We start from the raw sequence: 25,172 nt of genomic DNA, 5'->3' as shown, positions 1-25,172 counted from the left end.
AGCCTATCGGCTCAGTCGGACAGCTCCGCGTACAGCGCGCGCGTGGTGTCGGCGATCGCACCCCAGCTGAACTCGTCGCGGGCCCGCTCCCGCCCGGCCTCGCCGTAGGCGCGTGCCCGCTCCGGATCCATGGCGACCTCAGTGAGCACGGCCGCGAGATCCGCGACCCATCGCTCCGCATCGACGGGCGTGCCCGTGCCGTCCTGCAGCTGCTCGATGGGTACGAGACGACCAGTGACGCCGTCGGCGACGACCTCGGGGATGCCGCCCGTCGCAGTTCCGACGACCGCCGCACCGCACGCCATCGCCTCGAGGTTCACGATCCCCAGAGGCTCGTACATCGACGGGCACACGAACGTCGTGGCCGCGGTGAGGATGGCCGAGAGCTCATCGCGCGGCAGCATCCGCTCGATCCAGATGACGCCGTCACGACTCTGCTGCAGGAGACGCACGCCCTCCTGCACCTCGGCCATGATCTCCGGCGTGTCCGGGGCGCCGGCGCACAGTACCAGCTGCACCTCCGGCGGCAGCAGCCGAGCGGCCTGGAGAAGATACGGCAGACCCTTCTGGCGGGTGATGCGACCGACGAAGACGACGGACGGACGGTCAGGGTCCATCCCGATGGACTGCAGGAAGGCGGCATCGTGCACCGGACGCCAGCGATCCACATCGATCCCGTTGTGGATCACGCGCACCTTCGCCGGGTCCACCTGCGGATAGCTGCGCAGGATGTCGGCGCGCATGCCTGCGCTCACCGCGATGACGGCGGCGGCGTTCTCGTACGCGAGCTTCTCGATCCCGCTCGACACGGCGTATCCGCCGCCGAGCTGCTCGGCCTTCCACGGGCGCAGCGGCTCGAGGCTGTGAGCAGTGAGCACGTGCGGGATGCCGTGCAGCTGGGAGGCGAGGTGCCCGGCGAAGTTGGCGTACCAGGTGTGGCTGTGCACGATGTCGGCGTCGGCGATCGCCGAGACGATCTCGAGATCCGTGCCCAGGGTCTGCAGCGCCGCGTTCGCGTCAGCGAGCTCGGCGGGTGCACGATAGGAGAAGGTCCCCTCCTCCGTGCGCTCAGCGCCGAAGGCTCGCACCCTGACCTCGATGCTCTGACGCAGCGCCGTGACGAGCTCCGCGACGTGCACACCGGCCCCGCCATAGATCTCCGGCGGGTATTCCTTCGTGATCATCTCGACTCGCATGCTTTAGACGCTAGTGACTCACTTGTCCAGACGCTAGTGAGGTGAGCTTCGTGGCATCTATGGTTGAGCCATGTCCGCTCCAAAGAAGATCTTCGGGATCATCCTCGCCGGAGGCGAGGGCAAGCGACTCATGCCCCTCACGGCTGATCGCGCCAAACCGGCTGTGCCCTTCGGCGGGCAGTACCGGTTGATCGATTTCGCGATCTCCAACCTGATCAACTCGGGCCTGAGACAGGTCGTCGTGCTCACGCAGTACAAGTCCCACAGTCTCGACCGCCACATCTCCCAGACCTGGCGGATGTCGGCACTCCTCGACTCCTATGTCGCGTCGGTGCCGGCGCAGCAGCGGCTCGGCAAGCGCTGGTTCTCGGGATCCGCCGACGCGATCCTGCAGAGCATGAACCTGATCAACGACGAGAAGCCCGACATCGTCGTCGTCATCGGTGCGGATCACGTGTACCGCATGGACTTCCGGCAGATGCTCGACGCCCACATCGCCTCCGGTGCGAAGGCGACGGTCGCCGGCATCCGCCAGCCGCTGGCCCTGGCATCGCAGTTCGGCGTGATCGACGCCGATGCGGAATCCGGCCGGATCAAGCAGTTCCTCGAGAAGCCGACCGACATCGCCGGCCTCGAGGATTCGCCGCACGAGGTGCTGGCCTCGATGGGTAACTACATCTTCGATACGGACGCGCTGATCGCCGCCGTGGAGGCCGACGGCGAGTCGCCCACCTCCGGACACGACATGGGCGGCGACATCGTGCCCTACTTCGTCGACCGCGGCGAGGCCGGCTACTACGACATGAAGCAGAACGAGGTCCCCGGATCCTCGCCGCGCGACCGGTCCTATTGGCGCGATGTGGGGACGATCGACTCCTTCTTCGACGCCCACCGCGACCTGATCTCGACGCTGCCGATCTTCAACCTCTACAACATGGAGTGGCCGATCCACTCCCAGGCGGTGAACTCGCCGCCCGCGAAGTTCGTGCGCGACTCGGTCGGTCGCATCGGCAACGCCATCGACTCGATCGTCTCGCTCGGATCCGTGCTCTCCGGCACCCACCTGGAACGCAGTGTCGTGGGTCCGTGGACGCTCGCCGGAGGCGGCTCGACCATCACCGACTCGGTCGTCTTCGATCACGTGCGGCTGGGTCAGGGCGCCCGGGTGCATCGGGCGATCCTCGACAAGAACGTGGTGCTGGCCGATGGTGCGACCGTCGGCGTAGATCGGGAGCGGGACCTCGCCCGCGGCTTCACGGTGACCGAGTCGGGGATCACCGTGGTCGGCAAGGGCATCTTCATCGAGCGCTGAGGCGTCGGACGCGGACGAGTCACGCGGCGCAACGACCACACCGCTGGTCGGTAGGCTCGATCGTGTGACCGCCGCGCGATTCCTCGTCGTCCTCGATGCCGATTCCACCCTCATCCGCAATGAGGTGATCGAGCTGCTCGCCGACGAGGCCGGCCGTCGCGACGAGGTCCAGGCGGCGACCGAGGCCGCGATGCGCGGCGAGGTGGACTTCGCCACGAGCCTGCGGTCGCGCGTGGCCGCACTCGAGGGAGTGCCGGTCGCCGCGTTCGAGCGGGTCCGCGGACGTATCGAGCCGACGCCGGGCGTGCGGGAGCTGACCGCGGCCGTGCATCAGCGCGGCGGTGTCGTGGGGGTCGTCTCAGGCGGGTTCCACGAGATCCTCGACGGTGTGGCTCCGGAGCTGGGTGTGGACCGCTGGCGTGCGAATCGACTCGAGGTGGTCGACGGGGTGCTCTCCGGCCACGTGGACGGCGACATCGTCGACGGCGCCGCGAAAGCCTCGTCGTTGCAGGCATGGGCCCGCGAGCTCGGCATCGCACCGCATGCCACGATCGCGATCGGAGACGGCGCGAACGACCTGCCCATGATGGGCGTCGCCGGGCTCGGAATCGCCTTCAATGCGAAGCCGGCCGTGAAGAGCGCCGCGAGCCTCGTGATCGGGCCGCAGGACCTGTCCGAGGTCATTCCGCTCCTGCCCTAGCGAACCTGGCGGATGTCGGACGCCAGGGCTACCGTCGGGTCATGGACATCATTCTCATCCCCGGTCTCTGGCTCGATGCCACCAGCTGGGACGCCGTGATCCCCACTCTCGAGAAGGCGGGGCATCGCGCGCATCCCCTCACCATGCCGGGCCTCGGCGCTCCGGCATCCGAGTCCGCCGACGTCGGCATCGCCGAGTGGGTCGATGCTGCGGTCGCCGCTCTGGACTCCCTGCCGGGTGCGGCCGTCGTCGTCGGGCACAGCGGTGGGGGCAACGTCGCCTGGGGTGTCGCCGACGCACGGCCCGACCGCGTGAGCCGCGTGATCTTCGTCGACACCGTGCCGCTGCCTCCGGGCGCGAACATCGGCGAGTTCGAGCTGGTCGACGGCGTGGTCGCCTTCCCGGGATGGGACTTCTTCCCGGATGACGACGTCAGCGACCTCGACGAGGCGACGCGAGCGCGCACCGCGCCCCTGGCCCGCAGTGTTCCCGCTCGCGTGCCGACCGACGGGATCGTCCTCGGCGACGACGCTCGGTACCGGGTGCCGGTGACGCTGCTGATGGGCGGTCTCGACCGCGAGGCGTTCGAAGCAGTTCTCGAACAGTGGGGTGACTACGCAGAGGAGTTCCATGCGATCGACGACACCGAGGTCGTGAAGATCGGGTCGGGCCACTGGCCGCAGTTCTCCGTGCCGGAGAAGCTCGGCGAGCTGATCAACGCTGCGATCGCCCGATGACCGCCTGACGCGGCCGAGGCGGGGTCAGTGCCCCATGCCCAGACCGCCGTCGACCGGGATGACGGCGCCCGAGATGTAGCCCGCGTCGTCACCGGCGAGCCAGGTCACGACACCGGCGACCTCGTCCGGGGTGGCGAACCGGCCTGCAGGGATGTTCGCCTTGTACTGCTTCTGGGTCTCTTCGGGCAGTTCCGCGGTCATGTCGGTCTCGATGAATCCGGGGGCGACGACGTTCGCCGTGATACCTCGCCCGCCGAGCTCGCGCGTCAGGGAGCGAGCGAATCCGACGAGCGCGCTCTTCGACGCAGAGTAATTGACCTGGCCCGCGGAGCCGTAGAGCCCGACGACGCTGGAGATGAGGATGACTCGGCCGAACCGCGCGCGCAGCATGCCCTTGGACGCGCGCTTGACCACGCGGAAGGTACCGCCGAGGTTGGTCGCCACCACGCTGTCGAAGTCGTCCTCGCTCATGCGCAACAACAGGGTGTCCTTCGTGATCCCGGCGTTCGCGACGACGATCTCGACCGGTCCGAGCTGCTGCTCCACCTCGGTGAACGCGGCGTCGAGCGCCGCAGCATCCGTCACGTCCGCACGGACGGTCAACGTGCCCTCTGGCCCTTCACCGCTGCGCGCGGTGACGGCCACACGGTACCCGTCGCGGACGAAGCGCTCGGCGATCGCGCGGCCGATGCCGCGGTTGCCTCCGGTCACGAGGACGACGCGCTGAGCACTCATGGGTATCACTCCTGATCTGGGCCGTGGTCCGGGGTCCCGAGCCGTCATCGATCCTATCGAGGATGCTCCGCCAGGCACGTGCGCGGTGATCGCCCGGCTGCGGCGAGCGTTTGACAGAACCCAGGCGTGCTGGGACGCTGAACGCGACGAAAGGCACCAGCGTGAGCGACGACACCCGCATCCCTTCTCCCCCCGACGCGCAGCGACTCACACCCCCGCCGCCTCCTCCTCCTGCGGCCACGCTGTCGCCGGCGTACGCACCGACATATCCCGCGCAGGTCCCGCCTCAGCCCACCCAGGCCTACCCCGGCGCAACGCCCGGATACGGGCAGGTCGCCCCGCAGCAGCAGCCGTACGGTCAGGCAGCCATCCAGCAGTCGCCCTACGGCGTCGCCCCCGCCCAGTCCGGTTACGGTCCTCCGCTCCCCCCGCAGCAGCAGGGCTACTCCCCTTACGCGGCCTCGGGCTACCCCGCGCCGCCGGCCCGGCCGACGAGCGGCCTCGCCGTCACGTCACTCGTCTGCGGCATCGCCGGAATCGTGCTGTTCTGGGCCGTGGTACCGATGCTGGCGTCCATCGCCGCCGTGATCACCGGCCACATGGCTCTTCGTCAGACCAAGCGCGACCCCGGTCTGGGCGGACGCGGCATGGCCTTCGCCGGGGTGATCATGGGCTACGTCGTCGCCGGCATCCTCCTGTTCTCGATCATCTCGACGATCGTCGGCCTGCTGTTCTTCGGAGCCTTCACCCTTCCCTTCCTCTACGCGAGCTGAGCGTCCGCCGCACCGACGCGCCGGTGTCGCCGCACCGGCGTAGGCTGGGAACATCGTGAAGAACGCGCGCGGAGTCCCGGCCGTCACCTCACTGCCGCAGTCGCCGCAGGATGAGGCGGATCATCGTGTGCGCCGTTACGCGCTCACGATGACGATCCGCATCATCTGCTTCGCCCTCATGGTCCTCGTCCAGCCGTACGGCTGGTACACCTGGGTGTTCGGGATCGCCGCCGCCGTGCTCCCCTACATCGCCGTGGTCTTCGCCAATGCCGGAAGCGACAGCACCGAGACCATCGCCGAATCTCCGGTGCAGGAGATCGAGGCGCCGAAGCCCGAGCCCATCGCCGTCGAGGAATCCACCGATCCGCAGGTGTTCACCATCCGCGAAGGACGCCGGGACGAATCGTGACCGAGTTCGAATGCGCGCGCGCCGGCTGCCGGAGCGCGGCGACCCATCAGGTCGTGTGGCGCAACCCGCGCATCCACGCCGCCGATCGCGAGAAGATCTGGCTCGCCTGCGATGAGCACGTCGGGTTCCTTCACGACTATCTGGCCGCGAGGGACTTCCCCGTCTTCGTTCGGGACGGTCTTCCCGCATGAGTCAGCGGATGACCCGATGGGCTGTGTACGTGCTCATCGCGATCGGCTTCGCGGTCGCGTGCGCCTTCCTGTCGAACTGGCAGTTCGAGCGGAACGAAACGCGCTCGGAGCAGATCGCGCTCGTCGAGCAGAACTACGACGCGGACCCGGTACCCCTGTCCGACCTGATCGGTGACGACGGCGCGCTCGACCCCGGCGACCAATGGCACCCGGTGATTCTGCGGGGCGAGTACCTCGCCGATCAACAGCTCCTGGTGCGCAACCGTCCGCACGGGGGCACGAGCGCGTTCGAGGTGCTGGTTCCGTTCCGCGACGTCGACGGCCGCGTCTTCATCGTGGACCGCGGCTGGGTGCCCCCGGGTGACGGCGACTCGCCGGATTCCGTTCCCGCCCCGCCGACCGGTGAGGTGGAGGCGACCGTGCGACTCCGTCCCGGGGAGCAGCTTCCGGCCTCCGGTCGAGGAGCGCCTGACGGCCAGGTGCCGACGATCAACCTGCCGTCGATCGCCGAACTCGTCGACGGCGATGTGATCACCGGCGCGTACGGTCAGCTCATCAGCGAGGAGCCCGCCGGGACCTCGCTGGGAGGATTCGACTCCCCCACCGACGATCCCGGCCCGCATCTCTCCTACGCGATTCAGTGGATCCTGTTCGCTCTGATGGGCTTCGTGTTCATCGGATACATCATCCGCACCGAGATCGTGAAGCATCGCGAAGACGTCGAGGGGATCGCAACCCCGGTGAAGAAGTCCCGTCGCCGAGATCAGGACGCCGACGTCGAAGACGAGCTGCTCGACGCGCACTGAGGTTCGTCGCCGCGTTCAGTCGACCCAGGGCATGGGCTTCTGCGGCAGCCGCGAGCTGTCGTCCGGCAGGTGCGGCAACGCCTCGCCGCCCGCACGGATGCACAGCCAGCGCAGCTCTCCCGGGCTGTCCGGGCGCGCCCGCCACGTGCGCGCGACGCCCTGACCAACGCGTATCACGGTGCCGGGGCCCACCTCGACGACATCGTCGTCCAGCCCCATCTGCCCTCGGCCGCCGAGGAACACGTAGACCTCCTCGACCTTCGCGTGCACGTGCCAGTAGCCGGCCTCTTCTCCCGGCTCGAGAGCATTCGCCGTCATCCCGATGTACTGCATCGTCAGTTCGTGATCGACGACGCGCCGGCCGTCCCGCGATCGAGTCGCATCGAAACCGCCGTGATGGCTGCGCCATTGGTCGAGCTCACCGATCTCGACAACCTGGTATCCGCTCATTCCTCGCTCAGTCGGTGCGGGTGTGTCCACGCTGTCTCTCCTTCGATGCGGGTAGTCGGGTGCGGCGGTCGCGCTTATCCTCGCGGCCTCGGCGACGTCAGTCGCGGATGATCGTCTGCGACCAGCCGTCGCCGACCGGTTCGTAGACGACTCGGGTGTGTCGGCGGTCCCGCGATCCCTGCCAGAACTCGATCCTCGTCGGGATGATCCGCCAGCGCACCCAGTCGCCGGGCGCGATCCCCTCCCGCGCCGAGGCGGACCGCGCAGCGAGGTCTGCCGCACTCTCCTCGGCTGTCGCCTCCTCCACAGGACCTCGTACCCGAACCGCGCGCACCTGCGGCTGCCACCAGAAGTTCAGTGCGGCGGACGGCGAGTCGGTCAACTGAGCACCCTTGCGAGAGGAACGGGTGCTGGCGAAGGCCCAGCGCCCGTCATCGATCTCCTTCAGGATCAGGGTTCGCGCGTCCGCAACGCCGCTCGCATCGACCGTGGCGAGAGTCGCTGCGTGCGGCTCGGCGACACCGGCGGCGTCGGCCTGCAGCATCCATTCACGGAACAGGACCGTCGGCTCCTCGGGCAGCGCATCGAGGTTCCACTCGGGCGGCTCGCCGGTGAGAGCGTGGCGACCACGAAGCCATTCGTTGAGAGGTTGATTCAGTCGAGAGATCTCGGGGTCTGTCACCCTCTCGACTATGCCACGTGGGCTCCGGCTCAGGCGAGCTCGATGAGGTCCTGGTACTCCTGGCTCCAGATGTCTTCGACACCGTCGGGCAGGATCAGCACCCGCTCCGGGTTGAGCGACTGCACGGCACCGGGGTCGTGCGAGACCAGCACGACAGCACCCTCGTAGTGCGCGAGCGCGCCGAGGATCTCCTCGCGCGACGCAGGGTCGAGGTTGTTGGTGGGCTCATCCAGGAGCAGCAGGTTCGCGGAGGACACCACGAGGGTCGCCAGGGACAGACGCGTCTTCTCCCCACCGGACAGCACGCCGGCCGGCTTCAGCACGTCGTCACCCGTGAAGAGGAACGAGCCGAGCACCTTGCGCGCCTCGGTCTCCGTGATGTGCGGGGCCGCCGACACCATGTTCTCGAGCACCGAGCGCTTGACATCGAGGTTCTCGTGCTCCTGGGCGTAGTAGCCGACCTTGAGTCCATGGCCCGGCTCGAGCTGCCCGGTGTCCGGCTTGTCGACGCCCGCCAGCATCCGGAGCAGTGTCGTCTTGCCGGCACCGTTGAGTCCCAGGATCACGACCTTGGAGCCGCGGTCGATGGCGAGGTCGACGTCGGTGAAGATCTCCAGCGAACCGTACGACTTCGACAGACCGGACGCCATGAGCGGCGTCTTGCCGCAGGGAGCCGGCTTCGGGAACCGCAGCTTCGCGACGCGATCCTCCTGGCGCACGTCGTCGAGCCCAGCGAGCATCTTCTCCGCGCGCGCCACCATCTGGTGGGCGGCAGCCGCCTTGGAGGCCTTCGCGCCGAAGCGCGCCGCCTGCAGCTGCAGCGTGGTCGCCTTCTTCTCGACGTTCGCGCGCTCCTTCTTGCGGCGCTCCTCGTCGGCCACCCGCTGACGCAGGTAGTTCTTCCAGTTCATGTTGTACGTGTCGATGACCTGACGGTTCGCGTCGAGGTAGAACACGCGGTTCACGGTCTCACCGACCAGCTCGACGTCGTGACTGATCACGATCAGCCCACCCTTGTACCCCTTGAGGAACTCGCGCAGCCACACGACGCTGTCGGCGTCGAGGTGGTTCGTGGGCTCGTCGAGGATCATCGTCTGCGCGTCGGAGAAGAGGATGCGCGCGAGCTCGATGCGACGACGCTGACCACCGGACAGGGTGGACAGCGGCTGGTCGAGGATGCGGTCGGGCAGCGACAGGTTGTGCGCGATGGAAGCGGCCTGTGCTTCGGCGGCGTAGCCGCCCTGCGCCTCGAACTTCTCGGTCAGCGCGGCGTAGCGCTTCATGGCCTTCTCTGCGACGGCCGGGTCTTCGGAGCCCATCGCGAGCGAGGCCTCGGTCATCCCGAGGTTCAGCTGCCCGAGGCCACGGGCGTCGAGGATGCGGGTACGGGCGAGGTCTTCCGGGTTGCCCGAGCGCGGGTCCTGAGGCAGGTAGCCGAGTTCGCCCGAGCGGGTCACCTTGCCGTTCGACGGCAGGGCATCACCGGCGAGCACCTTGGTGAGCGTGGTCTTTCCGGCACCGTTACGGCCGACGAGCCCGATCTTGTCTCCGTCGGCGACGCGGAACGAGACGTTCTCCATGAGCAGGCGCGCGCCAACGCGGATCTCGAGGTCGTGCACGGCAAGCACAGCGGATGTCCGTTCGTTCAGGGGGAGATGTCCGGCCGAGCGGCCGACCTCCCAGTATAAGCCGCGCGGCAGGGGGCGCCGGTCAGCAAGATCAGCCCTCAGAGTGACAGGGACGATACCGCAGAGTGATGCCCCGACCTGTCTCCTCTTCGTAGCGTGCAGGAGTGGACATACTCAACGAGATCATCATGCAGGCGATCGCCTCCCCCTGGCTGTACCTGGTGCTGTTCGCCGTGACGATCATCGACGGGTTCTTCCCGCCCGTTCCCAGCGAGACGGTGCTGGTCGCCGCGGTCGCGGTGGCGGCGTCCACGGGTGACGGGAACCTGCTGCTCCTCGGTCTGGTGGCCGCGATCGGCGCGGCGATCGGCGACAACATCGCGTTCGCGATCGGTCGGCGCCTCGGCACCACCCGGTTCGCCTGGATGCGTCGACCGAGGGTGGCCGGCGCGTTCGCTCATGCGCAACGAGCGCTCGATCGCCGCAGCGCGACGCTCATCCTCGGCGCGCGGTACATCCCGGTCGGTCGGGTGGCGGTGAACATGTCGGCCGGAGCACTGGACTTCGCCTGGCGCCGCTTCCTGCCCCTGAGCCTGGTCGCCGGGATCAGCTGGAGCATCTTCAGCCTGGCGATCGGCCTGCTCGCCGGCGCGTGGATCAAGGACCAGCCGCTGCTCAGTGCAGGGCTCGGCATCGTCATCGCTCTCGTCGTCGGAGTGGTGCTCGACCGCGTCGCGGCCGCTCGTCGACGACGAGAGCCCATCCCCCGACTGGCAGGATGACACTCATGGCACGTCGCCCGAAGACCACCCCACGCCGTTCGCGGATCTCACCCCGCACCGCGGCCCTCGTGGTGCTGTGCGTGGTGTCCGTGGCGCTGTTCGCGAACCTGGTGCCGATCCACTCCGCGCTGTACGGCACACCGGTCCCGCTGTCGTTCCTGCTCGGCGCCGCGCTGTGCGTCGCTCCGCTGCTGGCGATCTCGCATCCACGGTGGGCGACCGCCCTGCTCGGCGTCGCGGTCTTCACCGTGCCCCTCATCGTCGACCGGGAGCACGCGAGTCATGCGCCGTGGCCGTGGTCGGTGCCGGCGCTCCTCGCCTTCGTCGTCTTCGTCGGCGTCATCACCTTCCGGCACGGCATCCGCTTCGGCTCCATCGCCCTGATCATCGGAGTGATCGCCTCGCTCACCTCGCCGCTCCTGCGGCCCGACATGGTCTCGTCGCCGGCCGCCGCCGGCAACGCCACCGCCGACACCATCGTGACGGTCTCCCTCGGTGCGGCGATGCTCCTCATCGCGGCGCTGGTGGCCGGAAGGCTGCGGGTAGCCGAGGAGCTGACCCGGGAGAAGGAGCACAGCGCCCTCGAGCAATCGCGGCGCGCCCTCGTCGAGGAGCGCACGCGCATCGCGCGCGAGCTGCATGACGTCGTGGCGCACAGCATGTCGGTCATCCAGGTCCAGGCCTCGACCGCGCGCTACCGCCTCCCCGAGATCGGCGATGTCGCGGCAGCCGAGTTCGACGACATCGCGGCGACGGCTCGCGGCTCGCTGACCGAGATGCGACGGCTGCTCGGTGTGCTGCGCACCGAGGACCAGAGCACCGAGCTGACACCGCAGCAGGGAATCGACGATGTGCCGGCCCTGGTCGACAGCATCCGCCGTGCCGGTGTGGAGGTCGGCCTGATGATCGAGGGAGGCGACACGGCCTCCGCGGCGGCACCTGGAGTGCAGATCGCCACGTTCCGCATCATCCAGGAGGCCCTGAGCAACGCCGTCCGTCACGCGCCGGGAGCCCGGATCGCCGTCCGCCTGCACGCCGATGCCGAGACGATCCGGATCCGCGTACACAACGCCGCGCCGCCCCGCACTCCGGACGGCCACGGAACGGGATATGGTCTTCGCGGGATGCGCGAGCGTGCCGAACTCCTCGGTGGGAGCCTCTCCGCCCGTGCCGACTCCGACGGCGGCTGGACGGTCGAGGCATCGCTTCCCCTGGCCGTCGACGGCGCACCCAGAACGTCGGAGTCGCTCACCGGCGCTTCCGGCACCGACAAGGAGAACCCGTGACGATCAGCGTCCTCATCGCCGATGACCAGGCCATGGTCCGTGCGGGATTCGCCGCACTGCTCGACGCCCACGACGGCATCCGCGTCGCAGGGCAGGCGGCGAACGGCGCCGAGGCGGTCACGCTGTCCGCGCGACTCGATCCGGACGTCATCCTGATGGATGTGCGGATGCCGGAACTCGACGGCATCGAGGCGACCCGGCGCATCCTCGGTCCGAACTATCCCGCGGCCCACGTCCCGCGGATCCTGATGCTCACGACATTCGACATCGACGACTACGTCTACGACGCCCTGGAGGCCGGAGCCAGCGGGTTCCTGCTGAAGGATGCACTGCCGGAGGAACTGGTACACGCCGTGCGGGTGGTGGCCGGTGGCGATGCGCTCCTCGCGCCGAGCGTCACGCGGCGCATGATCGAGCAGTTCGCCGGGCGACGACCCCGCGCACCTCGCGCCGCGACGGCGCTCGCCGACCTCACCGAACGGGAGCGCGAGGTGCTCGTCCTGATCGGCAAGGGCCACTCGAACACCGAGATCGCCGCCGAGCTGTTCATCGCCGAGCAGACCGTGAAGACGCATGTCGGCAAGGTGCTCGCGAAGCTGAGCCTGCGCGACCGCGTGCACGCCGTGATCCTCGCCTACGACACCGGCCTCGTCGAACCGTCGAACTGACTCACTCCACGGTAGGGGCCGGAACGGCACCCGGGGTTGATGCCGCCCCGCGCACCGCGTCCATAGTCTTCGGGGACATCGCCCCGAGGAGGACTCATGACCATCGCCCTGGCACCGCGCACCGCAGCTCCCACTCCCCCGCCGCCCGCACAGCGCGACACCGGGATCGACTTCGTCCGCGCCCTCTGCGTCCTCGGCGTGGTGCTCCTGCATTCGATCATGGTCGGCGTCACCCTCACCGCCTCCGGTCCGGCATTCACGAACGCCAGCGACGGCACCTCGTGGATCGCTCCTCTGAGCTGGATGCTCCAGGTGATGCCGCTGTTCTTCGTGATCGGCGGATTCTCGGGGCTGCTCGCCTACCGGCGTCTGCGCAGTCGCGGCGGCACGGCCACGGCCTTCGTGGCCGGTCGGCTGCACCGGCTGCTGCGGCCGGCGCTGTTCACGATCGCCGTCGTCGGGATCTCTCTCGCCGTCCTCACCATCGTCGGCGTCCCGGCCGACATCATCGTGACCGCGGGGTTCCGCTACGGGCAGCCACTCTGGTTCCTCGGGGTGTTCGTGCTCTGCCAGGCGCTGCTTCCGCTCCTCGCGGCCGCGCACGAGCGGGCACCGCTGCGGACGATCGCCCTGCTCGCGCTGGCAGCGGTCGTCGTCGACGCACTCCGCGCCGCGAGCGGCTTCGAGGGACTCGGATTCCTGAACCTCGCCTTCGTCTGGATGGCGCTCCAGCAGCTCGGCTTCTTCCTCGCGGATGGCCGCATCGATACGCTCAGCCGCCGCGTCCGCATGCTCGCGATCCGCGCGGCGACGCTGCTGCTGGCGCTCACCTTCCTCACCGGCGTCTACTCGCCCGACCTCATCGCGAACATCAATCCACCCACGGCTGCCCTGATCCTCGTCGGAGTCATCCACACCGGCGCCCTCTCGCTGAACCGCGACCGCCTCGAGCGCTTCAGCCGCCGCCCTCAGCCGGCAGCCTTCACGAACTTCGTCACGCGACGGGCCATGACCATCTACCTCTGGCACATGCCGGTGCTGCTCGCCATGGCCGGTATCACCGCCACCGGCGCTCTGCTCACCGGCATTCCCCTGCCCGCGCTGGACAGCGTGGCATGGTGGGCGGGGCGTCCGCTGTGGCTGGCCACGGCGCTGATCCTCACCGCCGTGGTCGCGATGGCGTTCACACGCTTCGAGACACAGGCCGCGCCCGAGGCGACGACCTCCGCTCCGCGGATCGTGCTCGGCTCGCTGGTGGGGCTGATCGGGATCGTGCTGCTCCTCGCCCTCAGCGCGTCGGTCGCGACGATCGTCATCGCCGTCCTGCTCATCGCCGGAGCGCTCCGTCTCGCCCGTTCCGCGGCAGCTCTCCCGGTGCCTCGCGCGGCGTTCGGCATCGCGTGAGGGTCAGCCGATGCCTCGGGCTGCCAGCGCCTCGCCGACCTCGTCGGCATGGCGGAGGGTGAGCACGAGCAGCGGCACCACCGTCCGCACACCGAGTCGAACACCCCGGGCTCGTCCGGCCTCGCGCACCCGCTCGGCAAAACCCGCCACGACGGGGATCATGGTGATCGTGAGCGAGATCGTCATCGCGACGGCATCCGGGTCGACGCCCCACCGGCGGAGCGGATGCAGGAGCCGCTGCAGGACGTCGAGCAGTTCGGACATGCGAGTGGTCAGCGTCAGCAGGCTCGCGAGGAGCAGCAGTGCGACGACGCGGCCCGTGCTGATCCATGCCGCGAGCGGGGAGACGAAGACCGCCAGAGCCGCCGCGAGCACGATCGCCAGCCAGCGCACTCGCCAGAGCTCGGCGACCAGCACCCGCGGCGGCAGTCCGCCCGCGCCATAGAGCACGACGACGCCGAGCAGCACGCCCGCCGTGCCCGCCGCGTCGAGCCGCACCAGCGACAGACCGAGCGCGAGCAGTGCGAGCGCCGCAAGCTTGAGCGATGCCGGCGCCCGATGAAGGATTCCGCTTCCCGGCCGGTAGAGCTGGATCATCCACAACCTCGACGGTAGGTCTCGATGACGCTGGCCGGGTCGCCGGTCGCGGTCACCCGGCCTTCCTCGAAGAGCACGGCCACATCGCAGCGGGAAGCGAGCTCCAGATCGTGGGTCACGATGACGGTCTGCGCCGGCTGGGCGAGGAGGAGGTCACCGATGCGGCGGGCGTTGCGCAGATCGAGGAGCGTGGTCGGCTCGTCCGCCACGATCAGTCGCGGCTCGGCGATCAGCACGGACGCCAGTGCCAGCATCTGCTTCTGCCCTCCGGACAGCGTCGAAGCCGGGGCGTCGGCGTGGGCGGACAGCCCGTGCTCACGGAGCGCGGCCTGCACGCGCTGCGCCACCTCCGCGCGAGGTCGGCCGCGCAACGACAGCGCGAGATCCTCCGCCGGCGTGGGCCTCAGGATCTGGGCCTCGGGATTGGTGAACACGAAGCCCACCCGCTGCCGCAGCGAAGCACGATCCCGAACCGTGTCGTGTCCCTGCACGACAACCCGACCGTGGGACGGCGTGATGAGCCCGTTCAGAAGGCGCGCGAACGTCGACTTCCCGGAACCGTTCGCGCCGATCACCGCGGTCCTCGGCGCCGTCAGAATGAGGGCCACGTCCCGCAGGATCGCGCGACCGTCGATCTCGACTCCCACGCCGTCGAGCGAGATCGTGGTGGTGTCCGTCATCGCCTGGGACATCCGCCCTCCTTCGATCGGCTCGGATGCTCCACCTGAACACCGTTCACCTGAACGCTGTTCACTATAGTGAGGACATGACCCCCGAGCACAATTCCGCACGACACGACCGCGACAGCGTGGCTCGGACCGCACTCGGGCTGCTCGACGAGGTGGGTCTCGCCGACCTCTCGATGCGACGGATCGCGGCACGACTGGAGGTGCAGCCCAGCGCGCTCTACTGGCACTACGCGAACAAGCAGGAGCTCCTCGCCGACCTCGCCGATCGCATCACCGCCTCGATCCCCGTCGGCGCGACAGATGTGCTCACGACCGCCCGCGGCATCCGCGATGCGCTCTACGCCCACCGTGACGGCGCAGAACTCGTTCTCAGCACCCACGCTCTGAGGCTCGGCGCCTCGCCCGCCCAGACCGCCCTGGCCGCACAGCTCGAGCGCGCCGGCGCCGAGGAGGTCGATGAGCGCGCGATCGCGATCCTGCACTTCGTGCTCGGACACGCGACGCTCGTACAGCAGCGCATGCACGCGGACAGCCACGGCGCCCTGCTCGACGGTGGGGAGACCGATGTCACGGCGGGGCTCGACCGGGTCTTCGACCTCGGCGTGACCGCCATCGCCGAGGCCGTCAGGGCGTCTGCGACTCGGCGGCGTGGCCCAGCCTGAGGCCCGGCACCACGGCGAGCACGACCAGGGCGATCCCGAACGCGAACACGACGCCGAATGCCCCTGAGCCGCCCCCGAGAGTGGCCACGCCGAGACCGGCGAGAGCGATCGCGACGGCCGATCCGGTCGCATCCGAGATCGACAGCGCCGACGAGTTGAAACCCTGGTTCGTCTCGTCGGAGTAGGCCAGGGTGAGCACGGTCAGGCGCGGATAGAGCAGTCCCATCCCGCCTCCGGCGAACGCCCATCCGATGATCACCAGCGCAGGCGAGACGCCGAAGAGAGCGGCGAGCAGCACGCACACCATTGCGATCAGCAGTAGTCCGAGACTGATCAGAGAGATGCGATGGTTGCCCAACTGCTCGCCGTAGCGTCCCTGCAGAGCGGATGCTCCCGCCCAGGCGAACGCCGCGAGCATCAGCGCCACTCCGGCCCAGGTCGCCGTGAAATCGAACCGCTCCATCAGCAGGTACGGGATGTACGCCTCCGCCGCGAAGAAGGCCCCGGCCGCGATGCCGCGCATCAGCACGACGCTCGGCAGACCCCGCCCGGCCCGCAGCGTGCGCCGGGGCAGCAGCGGGAGCACGGCGACGGCGATGACGACCACGGCCCCGAGTGCGACCGGCCAGCGGAACGCGGGCGACATGTCGGCCGAGAAGCCGACCACGACCGCGAGGACCGCCACCACGACGGCGAGCAGCAGACGCGCGATGAGAGCGCGGCCATCCTGAGGCTCGCCGTGCCCCAGATCGACGCCGCGCAGCCGGATGGCGATCATCACGAACGCCGCGCCGGTAAGCACCGCGACACCGAGGAACGCCCATCGCCAGTCCAGGTACTCCGCGACGGCTCCGGCGAGGAACGGCCCGATCATCGAGGGCACGACCCAGGCCGCGGCGAATGCGGCGAAGATGCGGCCGTGCAGGTGTGCCGGATACAGCCGCGCCACGACGACGTACAGCGCGACGGTCTGTCCGCCCGCTCCGAGGCCCTGGACGAGCCTCCCGACCAGGAACTGATGCATCGTGATCGCAAGCCCCGAGATCAGCAAGCCCGCGACGAAGAGCGTCACGGCGACGTACAGGGCACCCCGCGGCCCTCGAGCATCCGCCCAGGCACCTGCAGCCACCATGCCGATCACACTCGTCGCGAGGGTTCCGGCGAATGCGACGGCGTAGAGCTCCTTGCCGTCCAGAGCCTCGCTGACGATCGGCATCACCGTCGTGACGGCCAGGGCCTCGATCGCGGCGAGGAAGATGAGCGCGACGGCACCGAGGGTCACCCAGATGCGCTGGCGGTCCCAGATCGACGCGGGCGACTCCGGGAGCGTCATCGACCGACGAGCGCCGCGATGCGCTCGATGGCCTCGGTGATGATCTCAGGACTCGTGCCGAAGTTCAGCCGCACGTGGCCTGCGCCCTCGGCGCCGAAGGCCGGACCGAAGTGCAGAGCGACCTTGGCGTCCTTGAGGATCCGTCGCGCGGGGTTGTCGCCCCAGCCCAGAGCCGACAGGTCGATCCAGGCGAGATAGCCGGCATCCGGGATCCGATACCGGGCGCCGGGAAGGCGCGATGCGAGAAGGTCCTCCAGCAGCACGCGGTTCTCGTCGAGGGTGCGCAGCAGGCCGTCGAGCCACTCATCGCTCTCCTCGGAGAACGCGGCGACAGCGGCGAGGAGTCCGAGCTGACCCGTCCGCCATTCGACCTCCACCGGGAGTCCGCGGACGACCGCCGAGGTGGCGTCGTCGGCGGTCACCATCAGCGCGCACTTGAGCCCGGCGAGGTTGAACGCCTTGCTGGCGCTGACCACCGCGTACCCGACGCGCTGCGCCGCCTCGCCGGAAGCGAGGAAAGGCGTGAAGTCGGTCCCCGGCTGCGCGAGCGGCGCGTGGATCTCGTCGGAGACCACAGCGGCTCCGAACTCCTCGGCGAGTTCGGCGAGGGCGGCGAGCGAGTCGGCGTCGTGCACGGTGCCGGTCGGATTGTGCGGGTTGCAGAGCAGGATCGCGGTCGCACCGTCGTCGAACGCCGCGCGGATTCCGTCGAGATCGAGTTCCCAGCCGGTGCCGGTGTCGCGCAGCGGAACCCGCTCCACCTCGGCCCCCGCCTCGGAGACGAGCTCGTAGAACGGCGGGTAGACCGGTGGTGTGACGATCACTCGATCACCGGGCTGCGTCACTCGACGCAGCAGCTCGACGATTCCCATGCTGACATCGGCGGTGCTGCGCATGCGTGCGGGGTCGGGCGACCACCCGAAGCGGCGCTGCGCGAAACCCGTGAAGGACGCGGCGAGCGGGTTGCGCGACGCGACGTAGCCCGTGTCACCGACGTCGACGGCACGCTGGAGCGCCGCCGCCACGGCCGGCGCCAGCGGGAAGTCGGTCTCCGCGACGAACAGCGGCAGGACGTCGGCGGGGTACTCCCGCCACTTCTCGCTGCTGCGCTCTCGGAGCTCTGCCAACGGCAGCGCCGTGACGCGAAGCATCCCTAGATCGCGAAGCCGAGGGCGCGCATCATGTCCCGACCGTCGTCGGTGATCTTCTCGGGGCCCCACGGCGGCATCCACACCCAGTTGATGCGGAAGCGGTCGACGACGTTGTCCAGCGCCTGAGCCGTCTGCTCTTCGAGCACGTCGGTGAGCGGGCAGCCGGCGCTGGTGAGCGTCATGTGGATGACGAGAGCGTCGTTCTCGTCATCCCAGGCGAGATCATAGATGAGGCCGAGGTCGACGACGTTGATCCCGAGCTCGGGATCCATGACGTCCTTCAGAGCCTCGGTGACCGCGTCGTACTTCTCGTCCGTGAGGGTCGCTGTCATGCGAATCAGCCTACGCCTCGATGGGGGCCGCGGGGTCGAGGAAACGGTCGTAACCCTCGTCCTCGAGCCGGTCGGCGAGCTCCGGGCCGCCCTCTTCCACGATCTTGCCCGCGACGATCACGTGCACGAAGTCGGGACGGATGTAGCGGAGGATGCGCGTGTAGTGGGTGATGAGGAGCACGCCGAGACCGGTGTTCTCCTTGGCCCGGTTGACGCCCTCGGAGACGATCTTCAGAGCGTCGACGTCGAGACCGGAGTCGGTCTCGTCGAGGACGGCGAACTTCGGCTTGAGCACCTCGAGCTGGAGGATCTCGTGGCGCTTCTTCTCGCCACCGGAGAACCCCTCGTTGACGTTGCGCTGCGCGAACTTCGGGTCCATGCGCAGGTTGGACATGGCCGTCTTGACGTCCTTGGTCCAGCCGCGGATGGCCGGCGCCTCGCCGTCGATCGCGGTCTTCGCGGTGCGCAGGAAGTTCGTCACCGTGACGCCGGGGATCTCGACCGGATACTGCATCGCGAGGAAGAGGCCCGCGCGAGCGCGCTCGTCGACGGTCATGGCGAGGACGTCCTGGCCGTCGAACGTGATCGAGCCCGAGGTCACCGTGTACTTCGGGTGACCGGCGATCGTGTACGCGAGCGTCGACTTGCCAGAGCCGTTGGGGCCCATGATGGCGTGGGTCTCACCGGTGTTCATGGTGAGGGTGATTCCGTTGAGGATCGGGGTGGTCCCCGATTCGGTCTCGACCGTCACAAACAGGTCGCGGATCTCGAGAACAGACATTCAGACTTCCTTCGTCACGGTCGGGTCGATGAGCACGTCGTCGCCGTCGATCTCGACGACGTAGACCGGGACGGGCTCATAAGCGGGGAGGTTCTGGGGCACGCCGGTGGTGAGCGAGAATGCCGAGCCGTGGGCCCAGCACTCCACGGCACCGTCTTCGACGAATCCCTCGGACAGCGAGATCTCACCGTGGGTGCAGGTGTCGCCGATCGCGTGGATGACGCCCTCGGAGTCCTTGATGACGGTGATCGGCACTCCGGCCGGGTCGACACGCAGCGGCATGTCGACCTCGAGGTCGGTCACGCCGCAGACGCGCTCGGCGGTCATGCGTTCACCGCCGAGAGTTCGGTCTCGATGGCGTCGAGCAGCTCCGTCTCCAGAGCCGGGATCCCGAGGCGCTGCACGATGTCGGTGAGGAAGCCCAGCACGACGAGGCGCCGCGCCTCTTCCTCCGAGATGCCGCGGGCCTGCAGGTAGAAGAGCTGCTCGTCGTCGAAGCGGCCCGTGGCGCTCGCGTGACCTGCTCCGAGGATGTCGCCGGTCTCGATCTCGAGGTTCGGGATGGAGTCGGCGCGGGCGCCCTCGGTGAGCACGAGATTGCGGTTCGCCTCGTACGAGTCGGTGCCGTTCGCGTTCGCGCCGATCAGGACGTCGCCGATCCAGACGCTGTGCGCGCCCTGACCCTGCAGCGCGCCCTTGTAGAGCACGTCGCCCTTGGTGTGCGAGCCCTTGTGGTGGAGATACACCTGGCTCTCGAGGTGCTGCCCGGCGTCCGCGTAGGAGAGTCCGTAGAGGTAGCCCTCGGAACCGGCGCCCGCGAGCTCGACATTGGGATTGACCCGCACGACGCCGCCGCCGAAGGTGACGACGAAGTGCTTGAGCGTGGCATCCGCGCCGACGCGTGCCTGGTGGGCAGCCGCGTGGATCGCGTCGTCCTGCCACTGCTGCAGGCTGATGACCGTCAGCTTCGCACCGTCGCGCACGATGATCTCGATGTTCTGCGCGTACTGCGCCGAGCCGGTGTGCTGGAGCACCACGGTGGCGGAGCTGTGCTCCAGCGCCTCGATCACGATGTGGGCGTCGGCACGGCGATCAGCGCCGAGACCCGCGATCGAGACGAAGATCGGTTCAGCGACCTCTTCTTCACGCGGGATGCGGATGTGCATCCCCTCGGCGGAGCCCTGCCAGGCGATCGCCGCCGTGACGTCCTCCGCCAGGAAGACCTCGCCGCGGGGCGCAGCGCCGATCGCGAGGGGCGCTGCGACGTACTGCTCCCCCGCGCTGAACTCGTAGCGCACTCCGTCGTTCGGCGCCGCGACGGCGAACAGTGACGTCAGTTTCGCGACGGGCGTGTGCTTCCAGTTGACCTCACGGCCGCTGGGCGCTCCGAAGTCCGCCGGTTCGAAGGAGTGCGGCCGCTGAGAGCGGGTCTGCACCGGAACGAAGCCGGCGTCGGCCACCTGGGCCGCCGGGTCGATGTGCGCGTTCGTATCCTGCGTCCCTGCGAACGCCGTAGCCTGAGCCGTCATCTAGCCGACACTGCCTTCCATGCCCATCTCGATGAGCTTGTTCAACTCCATCGCGTACTCCATCGGCAGCTCGCGTGCGATCGGCTCGATGAAGCCGCGCACGATCATGGCCATCGCCTCGTCCTCCGGCATACCGCGGGACTGCAGGTAGAACAGCTGCTCCTCGCTGACCTTCGAGACCGTGGCCTCGTGGCCGAGCTGCACGTCGTCCACGCGGATGTCGATCGCGGGATACGTGTCCGAGCGCGACTTCGTGTCGACCAGGAGCGCGTCGCAGCGCACGGTGTTCGCCGAGTGGTGGGCGTTCGCGTCCACCCGCACCTCGCCGCGGTAGCCGGCACGACCACCGCCGCGGGCGATCGACTTGGACACGATCGACGACTGCGTGTAGGGCGCCATGTGGATCATCTTCGCGCCGGCGTCCTGATGCTGACCGGGACCGGCGAAGGCGACCGAGAGCGTCTCGCCCTTGGCGTGCTCGCCCATGAGGTAGATCGACGGGTACTTCATCGTCACCTTGGAGCCGATGTTGCCGTCGACCCATTCCATGGTCGCGCCCTCGTGGGCGACGGCCCGTTTGGTGACCAGGTTGTAGACGTTGTTCGACCAGTTCTGGATCGTCGTGTAACGCACGCGGGCGTTCTTCTTCACGATGATCTCGACCACGGCGGAGTGCAGCGAGTCCGACTTGTAGATCGGGGCCGTGCAGCCCTCGATGTAGTGGATGTAGCTGTCTTCGTCGGCGATGATCAGGGTCCGCTCGAACTGGCCCATGTTCTCGGTGTTGATGCGGAAGTACGCCTGCAGCGGGATCTCGACGTGCACGCCCTTGGGGACGTAGACGAACGATCCGCCCGACCAGACGGCGGTGTTGAGCGCGGCGAACTTGTTGTCTCCGGCCGGGATGACCGTGCCGAAGTACTCCTCGAAGAACTCGGGGTGCTCGCGCAGCGCCGTGTCGGTGTCCATGAAGATGACGCCCTGTGCCTCCAGGTCCTCGCGGATCTGGTGGTAGACGACCTCGGACTCGTACTGGGCGGCGACACCCGCGACGAGACGCTGGCGTTCGGCCTCGGGGATGCCGAGGCGCTCGTACGTCTCGCGGATCTCGACCGGGAGGTCTTCCCAGGTCTGCGCCTGCTTCTCCGTGGAGCGCACGAAGTACTTGATGTTGTCGAAGTCGATCGCGCTGAGGTCGGCGCCCCAGGTCGGCATCGGCTTCTTCCCGAAGAGCTGATATCCCTTGAGACGGGTCTTCAGCATCCATTCGGGTTCGTGCTTGAGGGCCGAGATACCACGGACCACCTCTTCGGAGATTCCGCGTTTCGCAATGGCTCCGGCGGCGTCCTCATCGTGCCATCCGAATTCGTACACCCCCAGACTCTCAAGCTCCGGGCGGTCGATCAGCACATCCGACATCACACTCTCCTCACAGGTCCCAAAACGGTGTCATCCGCCCCGGCACACGTGATCCCCGTCGAGTCTGCGGGAGTGTGTGCCGTTGGTGGGCCCTCATCACCGGCGCATTCATCGCGCCTAAACTGTTGTCGATGCATCAGCGCTGTCAGCGCTCATCGCAACAATCCGATTCTACAGGTTCCGCCTGACAACCGGGCCGTGCCCGCGAGTCAGCCCGGTCCGGAGGACCCATGCCCGAGACGAAGTTCCCCGCCGCCACGACGAATGCCGGTGATGCGCAGAGCACCGACGCGCTCCGCCCCGTCGGGTGGGGACGGGCGCTGCGCATCTTCGCCTGGCTGTCGTTCGTCACGGAGACGATCATCATCGGCACCGGCGGCGCGGTGCGGCTCACCGGTTCCGGGCTCGGATGCTCGGAGTGGCCACTGTGCACGCCGGAATCCCTCGTGCCGACCCCCGAGCAGGGCATTCACGGCGTGATCGAGTTCGGCAACCGGCTGATGACGGGCGTGGTGGGCCTCATCGCCATCGCGGTCGTGCTGCTCGTGCTGCATCTGATCAGCGGTCGACGCGCACTGACCACCGCGCTGTGGTTCGCCGGCGGCGGGATCGTCGCGGCGGGCGTCGCATACGCCGTCGTCCGGTTCTTCGACAAGGACCTCGCGTTCCCCGTCGCGGCCGCGGTGCTGCTGCTCGTGACGATCGTCGCGGCCGTGCGATCCGTGCGCGCCTCCAGCGATCGGCGCGACCTGACCGTGCCGGCGTGGATCACTCTGGTCGGCGTCATCGCGCAGGCGTTCGTCGGCGGCATCACCGTGCTCACCGGGCTCAACCCGTTCATCGTCGGGTTCCACTACGTCTCGTCGCTGCTGCTCGTCTGCGTCACCGCTGCGTTCCTCGTGCGCCTGTACGCGGCGCCCGGTCCGCGCGAGCGCGCCGTGCCGAAGTGGTTCGCAATCCTCACCCACGTGACCGGGCTCGCCCTGGCGGTGACGATCGTGTTCGGCGTGCTGACCACGGGCTCAGGGCCCCACTCCGGCGACGCCGAGGTGTTCCGGCACGGATTCGACGCGACGATCCTCGCCCATGTTCACTCGTGGCCCGGCTACATCCTCGCCGCTCTCGTGCTGGTGCTGGCGGTCGCCGCCTGGAAGCTGCGGGCGGAACCGCGCCGCTGGCTGCTCGTGCTCGTGATCGCTATCGGCGTGCAGGTGGCCGTCGGTGTCTGGCAGGCGAGAGAGGGACTCCCCCCGCTGCTCGTCGGAATCCACATGGTGCTCGCCTCGCTGTCTGCGGCCGCATACACGGTCGTCGTGTTGCATCTCCGGCGCCCGGTGACCGCCGCGGAGTGATCCGCACAGGCTATCCATAGGGCCCGCATTAGGGTCTCATCGGCGCGTCGGGGATCGTGGGCGGCATGAACAAGTCACTCACACGAAGCATCGGATTCTGGCTCCTCCTGGTGGTGTCCCTCGTCACGACGGCAGTCGGCGCCTGGCTCATCTCCAGCCAGATCGGCACGATGACGACCACCCTGCTGGATGGCACGGCCACTGGCGTCGAGGTCTATGTCGGGCAGTCGCTCGTCGTCGTGGGCGCCGGCGTGCTCGCCGCCGGGATCATCGGCATCCTGCTGACGCTCGGACTGGTCGCCGCGCGGTCGCTGGTTGCGACCCCCGCACCGGCCGTCGTCGAGGCGATCGACTGGACGACCGAGCCCGACGGGACGCCCGAGGTCGACGAGACCTCGCCGGTGGCCGAGGAAGGGCCCGTCGACCTCACCGCCGGCGCGGAGTCCGACGACGCGGCCGCGCGAGCTGAGACGGATGCTGACACGGATGCCGACAAGACCGCACCCGCCGTCACGCGCTGAGCACTGAACCACGAAGCGGCGCCGAGCAATCGGCGCCGCTTCGTCATTCAGCAGGTGTCAGAACGGGAGCAGCGGGTCGAGCGCGACCGCCACGAAGATCAGCGTGAGATAGGTGATCGACGCGTGGAACACGCGCATCGGTCGCGCCTCGGTGCCGTGCACCGCACGGTTGTAGAGGCGGTGCGACTCGTAGATGAACCAGCCGCCGAAGACGAGCGCCGACACCGTGTAGACGAGACCCATGCCGGCGATCGGCACGAGCAGGAGCGAACACGCGACGGTCGCCCACGCGTAGAGGATGACCTGGAGGCCGACCTGCGACGCGTTGCGCGTGACACCCAGCATCGGCACATCGACGTCTTCGTAGTCGTCCTTGTACTTCATCGACAACGGCCAGTAGTGCGGCGGCGTCCAGAGGAAGACGAGCAGGAAGAGGATGAACGCGGGCCAGTCCAGCGACTCTGTGACGGCGGACCAGCCGATGAGCACAGGGAAGCATCCGGCGATGCCGCCCCAGATGATGTTCTGCTCGGTGCGACGCTTGAGGATCATCGTGTAGATCACGACGTAGAAGAAGATGGCGACGGCCGAGAGCGTGGCTGCGAGCCAGTTCGTCGTCACTGCGAGCCACACCGTCGACACGACGGCGAGCGTCCAGGAGAAGATCAGTGCACCGCGCGGAGTCACCTCTCCGGTCACCAGTGGCCGGTTCTCGGTGCGGTGCATGTGCGCGTCGATGTCGCGATCGAGGTACATGTTGAAGGCGGCGGCGGAGCCCGCGCTCAACGATCCGCCCACGACGGTGGCGAGCACCAGCCACAGGTCGGGGAGCCCGCCCGCTGCGAGGAACATCACCGGCACCGTCGATACGAGCAGCAGCTCGAGAACACGCGGCTTCGTGAGGGTGATGTAAGCCTTCACCGTGCGACCGACGGACGACTTCTTCACGGTCTGATCAGACATCGTCGAGATCTCGATCGCCTCCTCCGCACATGTTCCCGGACAACCTCTCCAGTGTATGACACCGGATGACGTCATCTGGCTGTC

29 protein-coding genes are annotated in these 25,172 nt (G+C 68.4%); 14 read left to right on the top strand and 15 right to left on the bottom strand.

The annotated features are described in order from the left end of the window. Positions 1 to 11: 11 nt before the first annotated feature. Positions 12 to 1,196, bottom strand: a complete 1,185-nt coding sequence (glgA, locus tag QFZ21_RS01495) for a glycogen synthase (protein ID WP_307373699.1) — start codon at positions 1,194 to 1,196, stop codon at positions 12 to 14. Between the two features lie 70 nt (positions 1,197 to 1,266). Here glgA and QFZ21_RS01490 point away from each other — a divergent pair, with 70 nt between their 5' ends. From QFZ21_RS01490 to QFZ21_RS01480, 3 genes are all read left to right on the top strand, one after another. Continuing rightward, positions 1,267 to 2,508, top strand: coding sequence for a glucose-1-phosphate adenylyltransferase (locus QFZ21_RS01490; RefSeq protein WP_307373696.1), 1,242 nt, complete (start codon positions 1,267 to 1,269; stop codon positions 2,506 to 2,508). Between the two features lie 64 nt (positions 2,509 to 2,572). Beyond that, positions 2,573 to 3,208: a phosphoserine phosphatase SerB gene (serB, locus tag QFZ21_RS01485; RefSeq protein ID WP_307373694.1), complete on the top strand. Its 636-nt coding sequence runs from the start codon at positions 2,573 to 2,575 to the stop codon at positions 3,206 to 3,208. A gap of 41 nt (positions 3,209 to 3,249) precedes the next feature. After that, positions 3,250 to 3,945 (top strand): alpha/beta fold hydrolase, encoded by a 696-nt coding sequence (locus tag QFZ21_RS01480; protein ID WP_307373692.1) that lies wholly within the window; start codon positions 3,250 to 3,252, stop codon positions 3,943 to 3,945. A gap of 24 nt (positions 3,946 to 3,969) precedes the next feature. Here QFZ21_RS01480 and QFZ21_RS01475 read toward each other — a convergent pair whose 3' ends face one another. Beyond that, a complete protein-coding gene (locus tag QFZ21_RS01475; protein ID WP_045280106.1) occupies positions 3,970 to 4,680 on the bottom strand; it encodes a beta-ketoacyl-ACP reductase in 711 nt (236 codons plus the stop codon). Between the two features lie 161 nt (positions 4,681 to 4,841). Between QFZ21_RS01475 and QFZ21_RS01470 the strand changes: the two genes are divergently transcribed. The 4 genes from QFZ21_RS01470 to QFZ21_RS01455 are packed head-to-tail and all read left to right on the top strand — an operon-like array spanning position 4,842 to position 6,859. After that, positions 4,842 to 5,453 (top strand): DUF4190 domain-containing protein, encoded by a 612-nt coding sequence (locus QFZ21_RS01470; protein ID WP_307373689.1) that lies wholly within the window; start codon positions 4,842 to 4,844, stop codon positions 5,451 to 5,453. Positions 5,454 to 5,508: 55 nt separating this feature from the next. Beyond that, the gene (locus QFZ21_RS01465; protein WP_307373686.1) at positions 5,509 to 5,862 is read left to right on the top strand and encodes a DUF3099 domain-containing protein; all 354 of its coding nucleotides are present in this window, start codon (positions 5,509 to 5,511) and stop codon (positions 5,860 to 5,862) included. Further along, entirely contained in the window at positions 5,859 to 6,053 is a 195-nt protein-coding gene (locus tag QFZ21_RS01460) for a hypothetical protein (RefSeq protein WP_307373684.1), read from the top strand. The genes QFZ21_RS01465 and QFZ21_RS01460 overlap by 4 nt, the downstream gene beginning before the upstream one ends. Beyond that, positions 6,050 to 6,859, top strand: a complete 810-nt coding sequence (locus QFZ21_RS01455) for an SURF1 family protein (protein WP_307373681.1) — start codon at positions 6,050 to 6,052, stop codon at positions 6,857 to 6,859. Before QFZ21_RS01460 ends, QFZ21_RS01455 begins: the two co-directional genes overlap by 4 nt. Positions 6,860 to 6,874: 15 nt before the next feature. Here QFZ21_RS01455 and QFZ21_RS01450 read toward each other — a convergent pair whose 3' ends face one another. The 3 genes from QFZ21_RS01450 to QFZ21_RS01440 form a co-directional block, all read right to left on the bottom strand. Continuing rightward, a complete protein-coding gene (locus QFZ21_RS01450) occupies positions 6,875 to 7,339 on the bottom strand; it encodes a cupin domain-containing protein (RefSeq protein ID WP_307373679.1) in 465 nt (154 codons plus the stop codon). 67 nt (positions 7,340 to 7,406) lie between these two features. After that, on the bottom strand, positions 7,407 to 7,991 hold the full coding sequence (locus QFZ21_RS01445; RefSeq protein ID WP_307373676.1) for a pyridoxal 5'-phosphate synthase: 585 nt from the start codon (positions 7,989 to 7,991) through the stop codon (positions 7,407 to 7,409). 29 nt (positions 7,992 to 8,020) lie between these two features. Next, complete coding sequence (locus tag QFZ21_RS01440; RefSeq protein WP_307373673.1) at positions 8,021 to 9,619, bottom strand: ABC-F family ATP-binding cassette domain-containing protein; 1,599 nt, start codon at positions 9,617 to 9,619, stop codon at positions 8,021 to 8,023. Between the two features lie 164 nt (positions 9,620 to 9,783). Here QFZ21_RS01440 and QFZ21_RS01435 point away from each other — a divergent pair, with 164 nt between their 5' ends. The 4 genes from QFZ21_RS01435 (at position 9,784) to QFZ21_RS01420 (ending at position 13,759) form a co-directional block, all read left to right on the top strand. Continuing rightward, positions 9,784 to 10,401: a DedA family protein gene (locus tag QFZ21_RS01435; RefSeq protein WP_307373670.1), complete on the top strand. Its 618-nt coding sequence runs from the start codon at positions 9,784 to 9,786 to the stop codon at positions 10,399 to 10,401. Between the two features lie 5 nt (positions 10,402 to 10,406). Further along, on the top strand, positions 10,407 to 11,687 hold the full coding sequence (locus QFZ21_RS01430; protein WP_307373667.1) for a sensor histidine kinase: 1,281 nt from the start codon (positions 10,407 to 10,409) through the stop codon (positions 11,685 to 11,687). Next, a complete protein-coding gene (locus QFZ21_RS01425; protein ID WP_307373666.1) occupies positions 11,684 to 12,355 on the top strand; it encodes a response regulator transcription factor in 672 nt (223 codons plus the stop codon). Before QFZ21_RS01430 ends, QFZ21_RS01425 begins: the two co-directional genes overlap by 4 nt. A gap of 96 nt (positions 12,356 to 12,451) precedes the next feature. Continuing rightward, positions 12,452 to 13,759, top strand: coding sequence for an acyltransferase (locus QFZ21_RS01420; RefSeq protein ID WP_307373663.1), 1,308 nt, complete (start codon positions 12,452 to 12,454; stop codon positions 13,757 to 13,759). Between the two features lie 3 nt (positions 13,760 to 13,762). On the opposite strand, the gene QFZ21_RS01415 is transcribed toward QFZ21_RS01420, so the two are convergent. Next, positions 13,763 to 14,356: an energy-coupling factor transporter transmembrane component T gene (locus QFZ21_RS01415; RefSeq protein ID WP_307373661.1), complete on the bottom strand. Its 594-nt coding sequence runs from the start codon at positions 14,354 to 14,356 to the stop codon at positions 13,763 to 13,765. Further along, positions 14,353 to 15,048 carry an energy-coupling factor ABC transporter ATP-binding protein gene (locus tag QFZ21_RS01410; RefSeq protein WP_307373659.1) on the bottom strand — a complete coding sequence of 232 codons (696 nt, stop codon included), beginning with the start codon at positions 15,046 to 15,048 and terminating at the stop codon, positions 14,353 to 14,355. The genes QFZ21_RS01415 and QFZ21_RS01410 overlap by 4 nt, the downstream gene beginning before the upstream one ends. A gap of 74 nt (positions 15,049 to 15,122) precedes the next feature. Here QFZ21_RS01410 and QFZ21_RS01405 point away from each other — a divergent pair, with 74 nt between their 5' ends. Continuing rightward, entirely contained in the window at positions 15,123 to 15,707 is a 585-nt protein-coding gene (locus tag QFZ21_RS01405) for a TetR family transcriptional regulator (protein ID WP_307373657.1), read from the top strand. Here QFZ21_RS01405 and QFZ21_RS01400 read toward each other — a convergent pair. From QFZ21_RS01400 to sufB, 7 genes are read right to left on the bottom strand one after another with little or no spacing between them, the layout of a single operon-like run. Next, positions 15,670 to 17,040 (bottom strand): MFS transporter, encoded by a 1,371-nt coding sequence (locus QFZ21_RS01400; RefSeq protein WP_307373655.1) that lies wholly within the window; start codon positions 17,038 to 17,040, stop codon positions 15,670 to 15,672. The two genes, QFZ21_RS01405 and QFZ21_RS01400, sit on opposite strands and share 38 nt — an antisense overlap. Continuing rightward, positions 17,037 to 18,191, bottom strand: coding sequence for a MalY/PatB family protein (locus QFZ21_RS01395; protein WP_307373654.1), 1,155 nt, complete (start codon positions 18,189 to 18,191; stop codon positions 17,037 to 17,039). Before QFZ21_RS01395 ends, QFZ21_RS01400 begins: the two co-directional genes overlap by 4 nt. Before the next feature lie 2 nt (positions 18,192 to 18,193). Next, positions 18,194 to 18,523: a metal-sulfur cluster assembly factor gene (locus tag QFZ21_RS01390; RefSeq protein WP_307373652.1), complete on the bottom strand. Its 330-nt coding sequence runs from the start codon at positions 18,521 to 18,523 to the stop codon at positions 18,194 to 18,196. 10 nt (positions 18,524 to 18,533) lie between these two features. Further along, a complete protein-coding gene (gene sufC / locus QFZ21_RS01385) occupies positions 18,534 to 19,304 on the bottom strand; it encodes a Fe-S cluster assembly ATPase SufC (RefSeq protein WP_307373649.1) in 771 nt (256 codons plus the stop codon). Further along, positions 19,305 to 19,631: a non-heme iron oxygenase ferredoxin subunit gene (locus tag QFZ21_RS01380; RefSeq protein WP_307373647.1), complete on the bottom strand. Its 327-nt coding sequence runs from the start codon at positions 19,629 to 19,631 to the stop codon at positions 19,305 to 19,307. Then, entirely contained in the window at positions 19,628 to 20,833 is a 1,206-nt protein-coding gene (gene sufD, locus QFZ21_RS01375) for a Fe-S cluster assembly protein SufD (protein ID WP_307373646.1), read from the bottom strand. Before sufD ends, QFZ21_RS01380 begins: the two co-directional genes overlap by 4 nt. Then, positions 20,834 to 22,252: a Fe-S cluster assembly protein SufB gene (gene sufB / locus QFZ21_RS01370; RefSeq protein WP_307373644.1), complete on the bottom strand. Its 1,419-nt coding sequence runs from the start codon at positions 22,250 to 22,252 to the stop codon at positions 20,834 to 20,836. It abuts the gene before it with no gap. Between the two features lie 230 nt (positions 22,253 to 22,482). Here sufB and QFZ21_RS01365 point away from each other — a divergent pair, with 230 nt between their 5' ends. Further along, positions 22,483 to 23,604, top strand: coding sequence for a heme A synthase (locus QFZ21_RS01365; protein ID WP_307373642.1), 1,122 nt, complete (start codon positions 22,483 to 22,485; stop codon positions 23,602 to 23,604). A 65-nt stretch (positions 23,605 to 23,669) separates the two neighbouring features. Further along, a complete protein-coding gene (locus QFZ21_RS01360) occupies positions 23,670 to 24,125 on the top strand; it encodes a hypothetical protein (protein ID WP_307373640.1) in 456 nt (151 codons plus the stop codon). Positions 24,126 to 24,182: 57 nt separating this feature from the next. Here QFZ21_RS01360 and QFZ21_RS01355 read toward each other — a convergent pair whose 3' ends face one another. After that, a complete protein-coding gene (locus QFZ21_RS01355; protein WP_307373638.1) occupies positions 24,183 to 25,088 on the bottom strand; it encodes a heme o synthase in 906 nt (301 codons plus the stop codon). Positions 25,089 to 25,172 lie beyond the last annotated feature (84 nt).

Source organism: Microbacterium sp. W4I20, from assembly GCF_030816505.1.
Taxonomy (GTDB): domain Bacteria; phylum Actinomycetota; class Actinomycetes; order Actinomycetales; family Microbacteriaceae; genus Microbacterium.
This window is presented reverse-complemented; position numbering and strand designations above follow the sequence as displayed.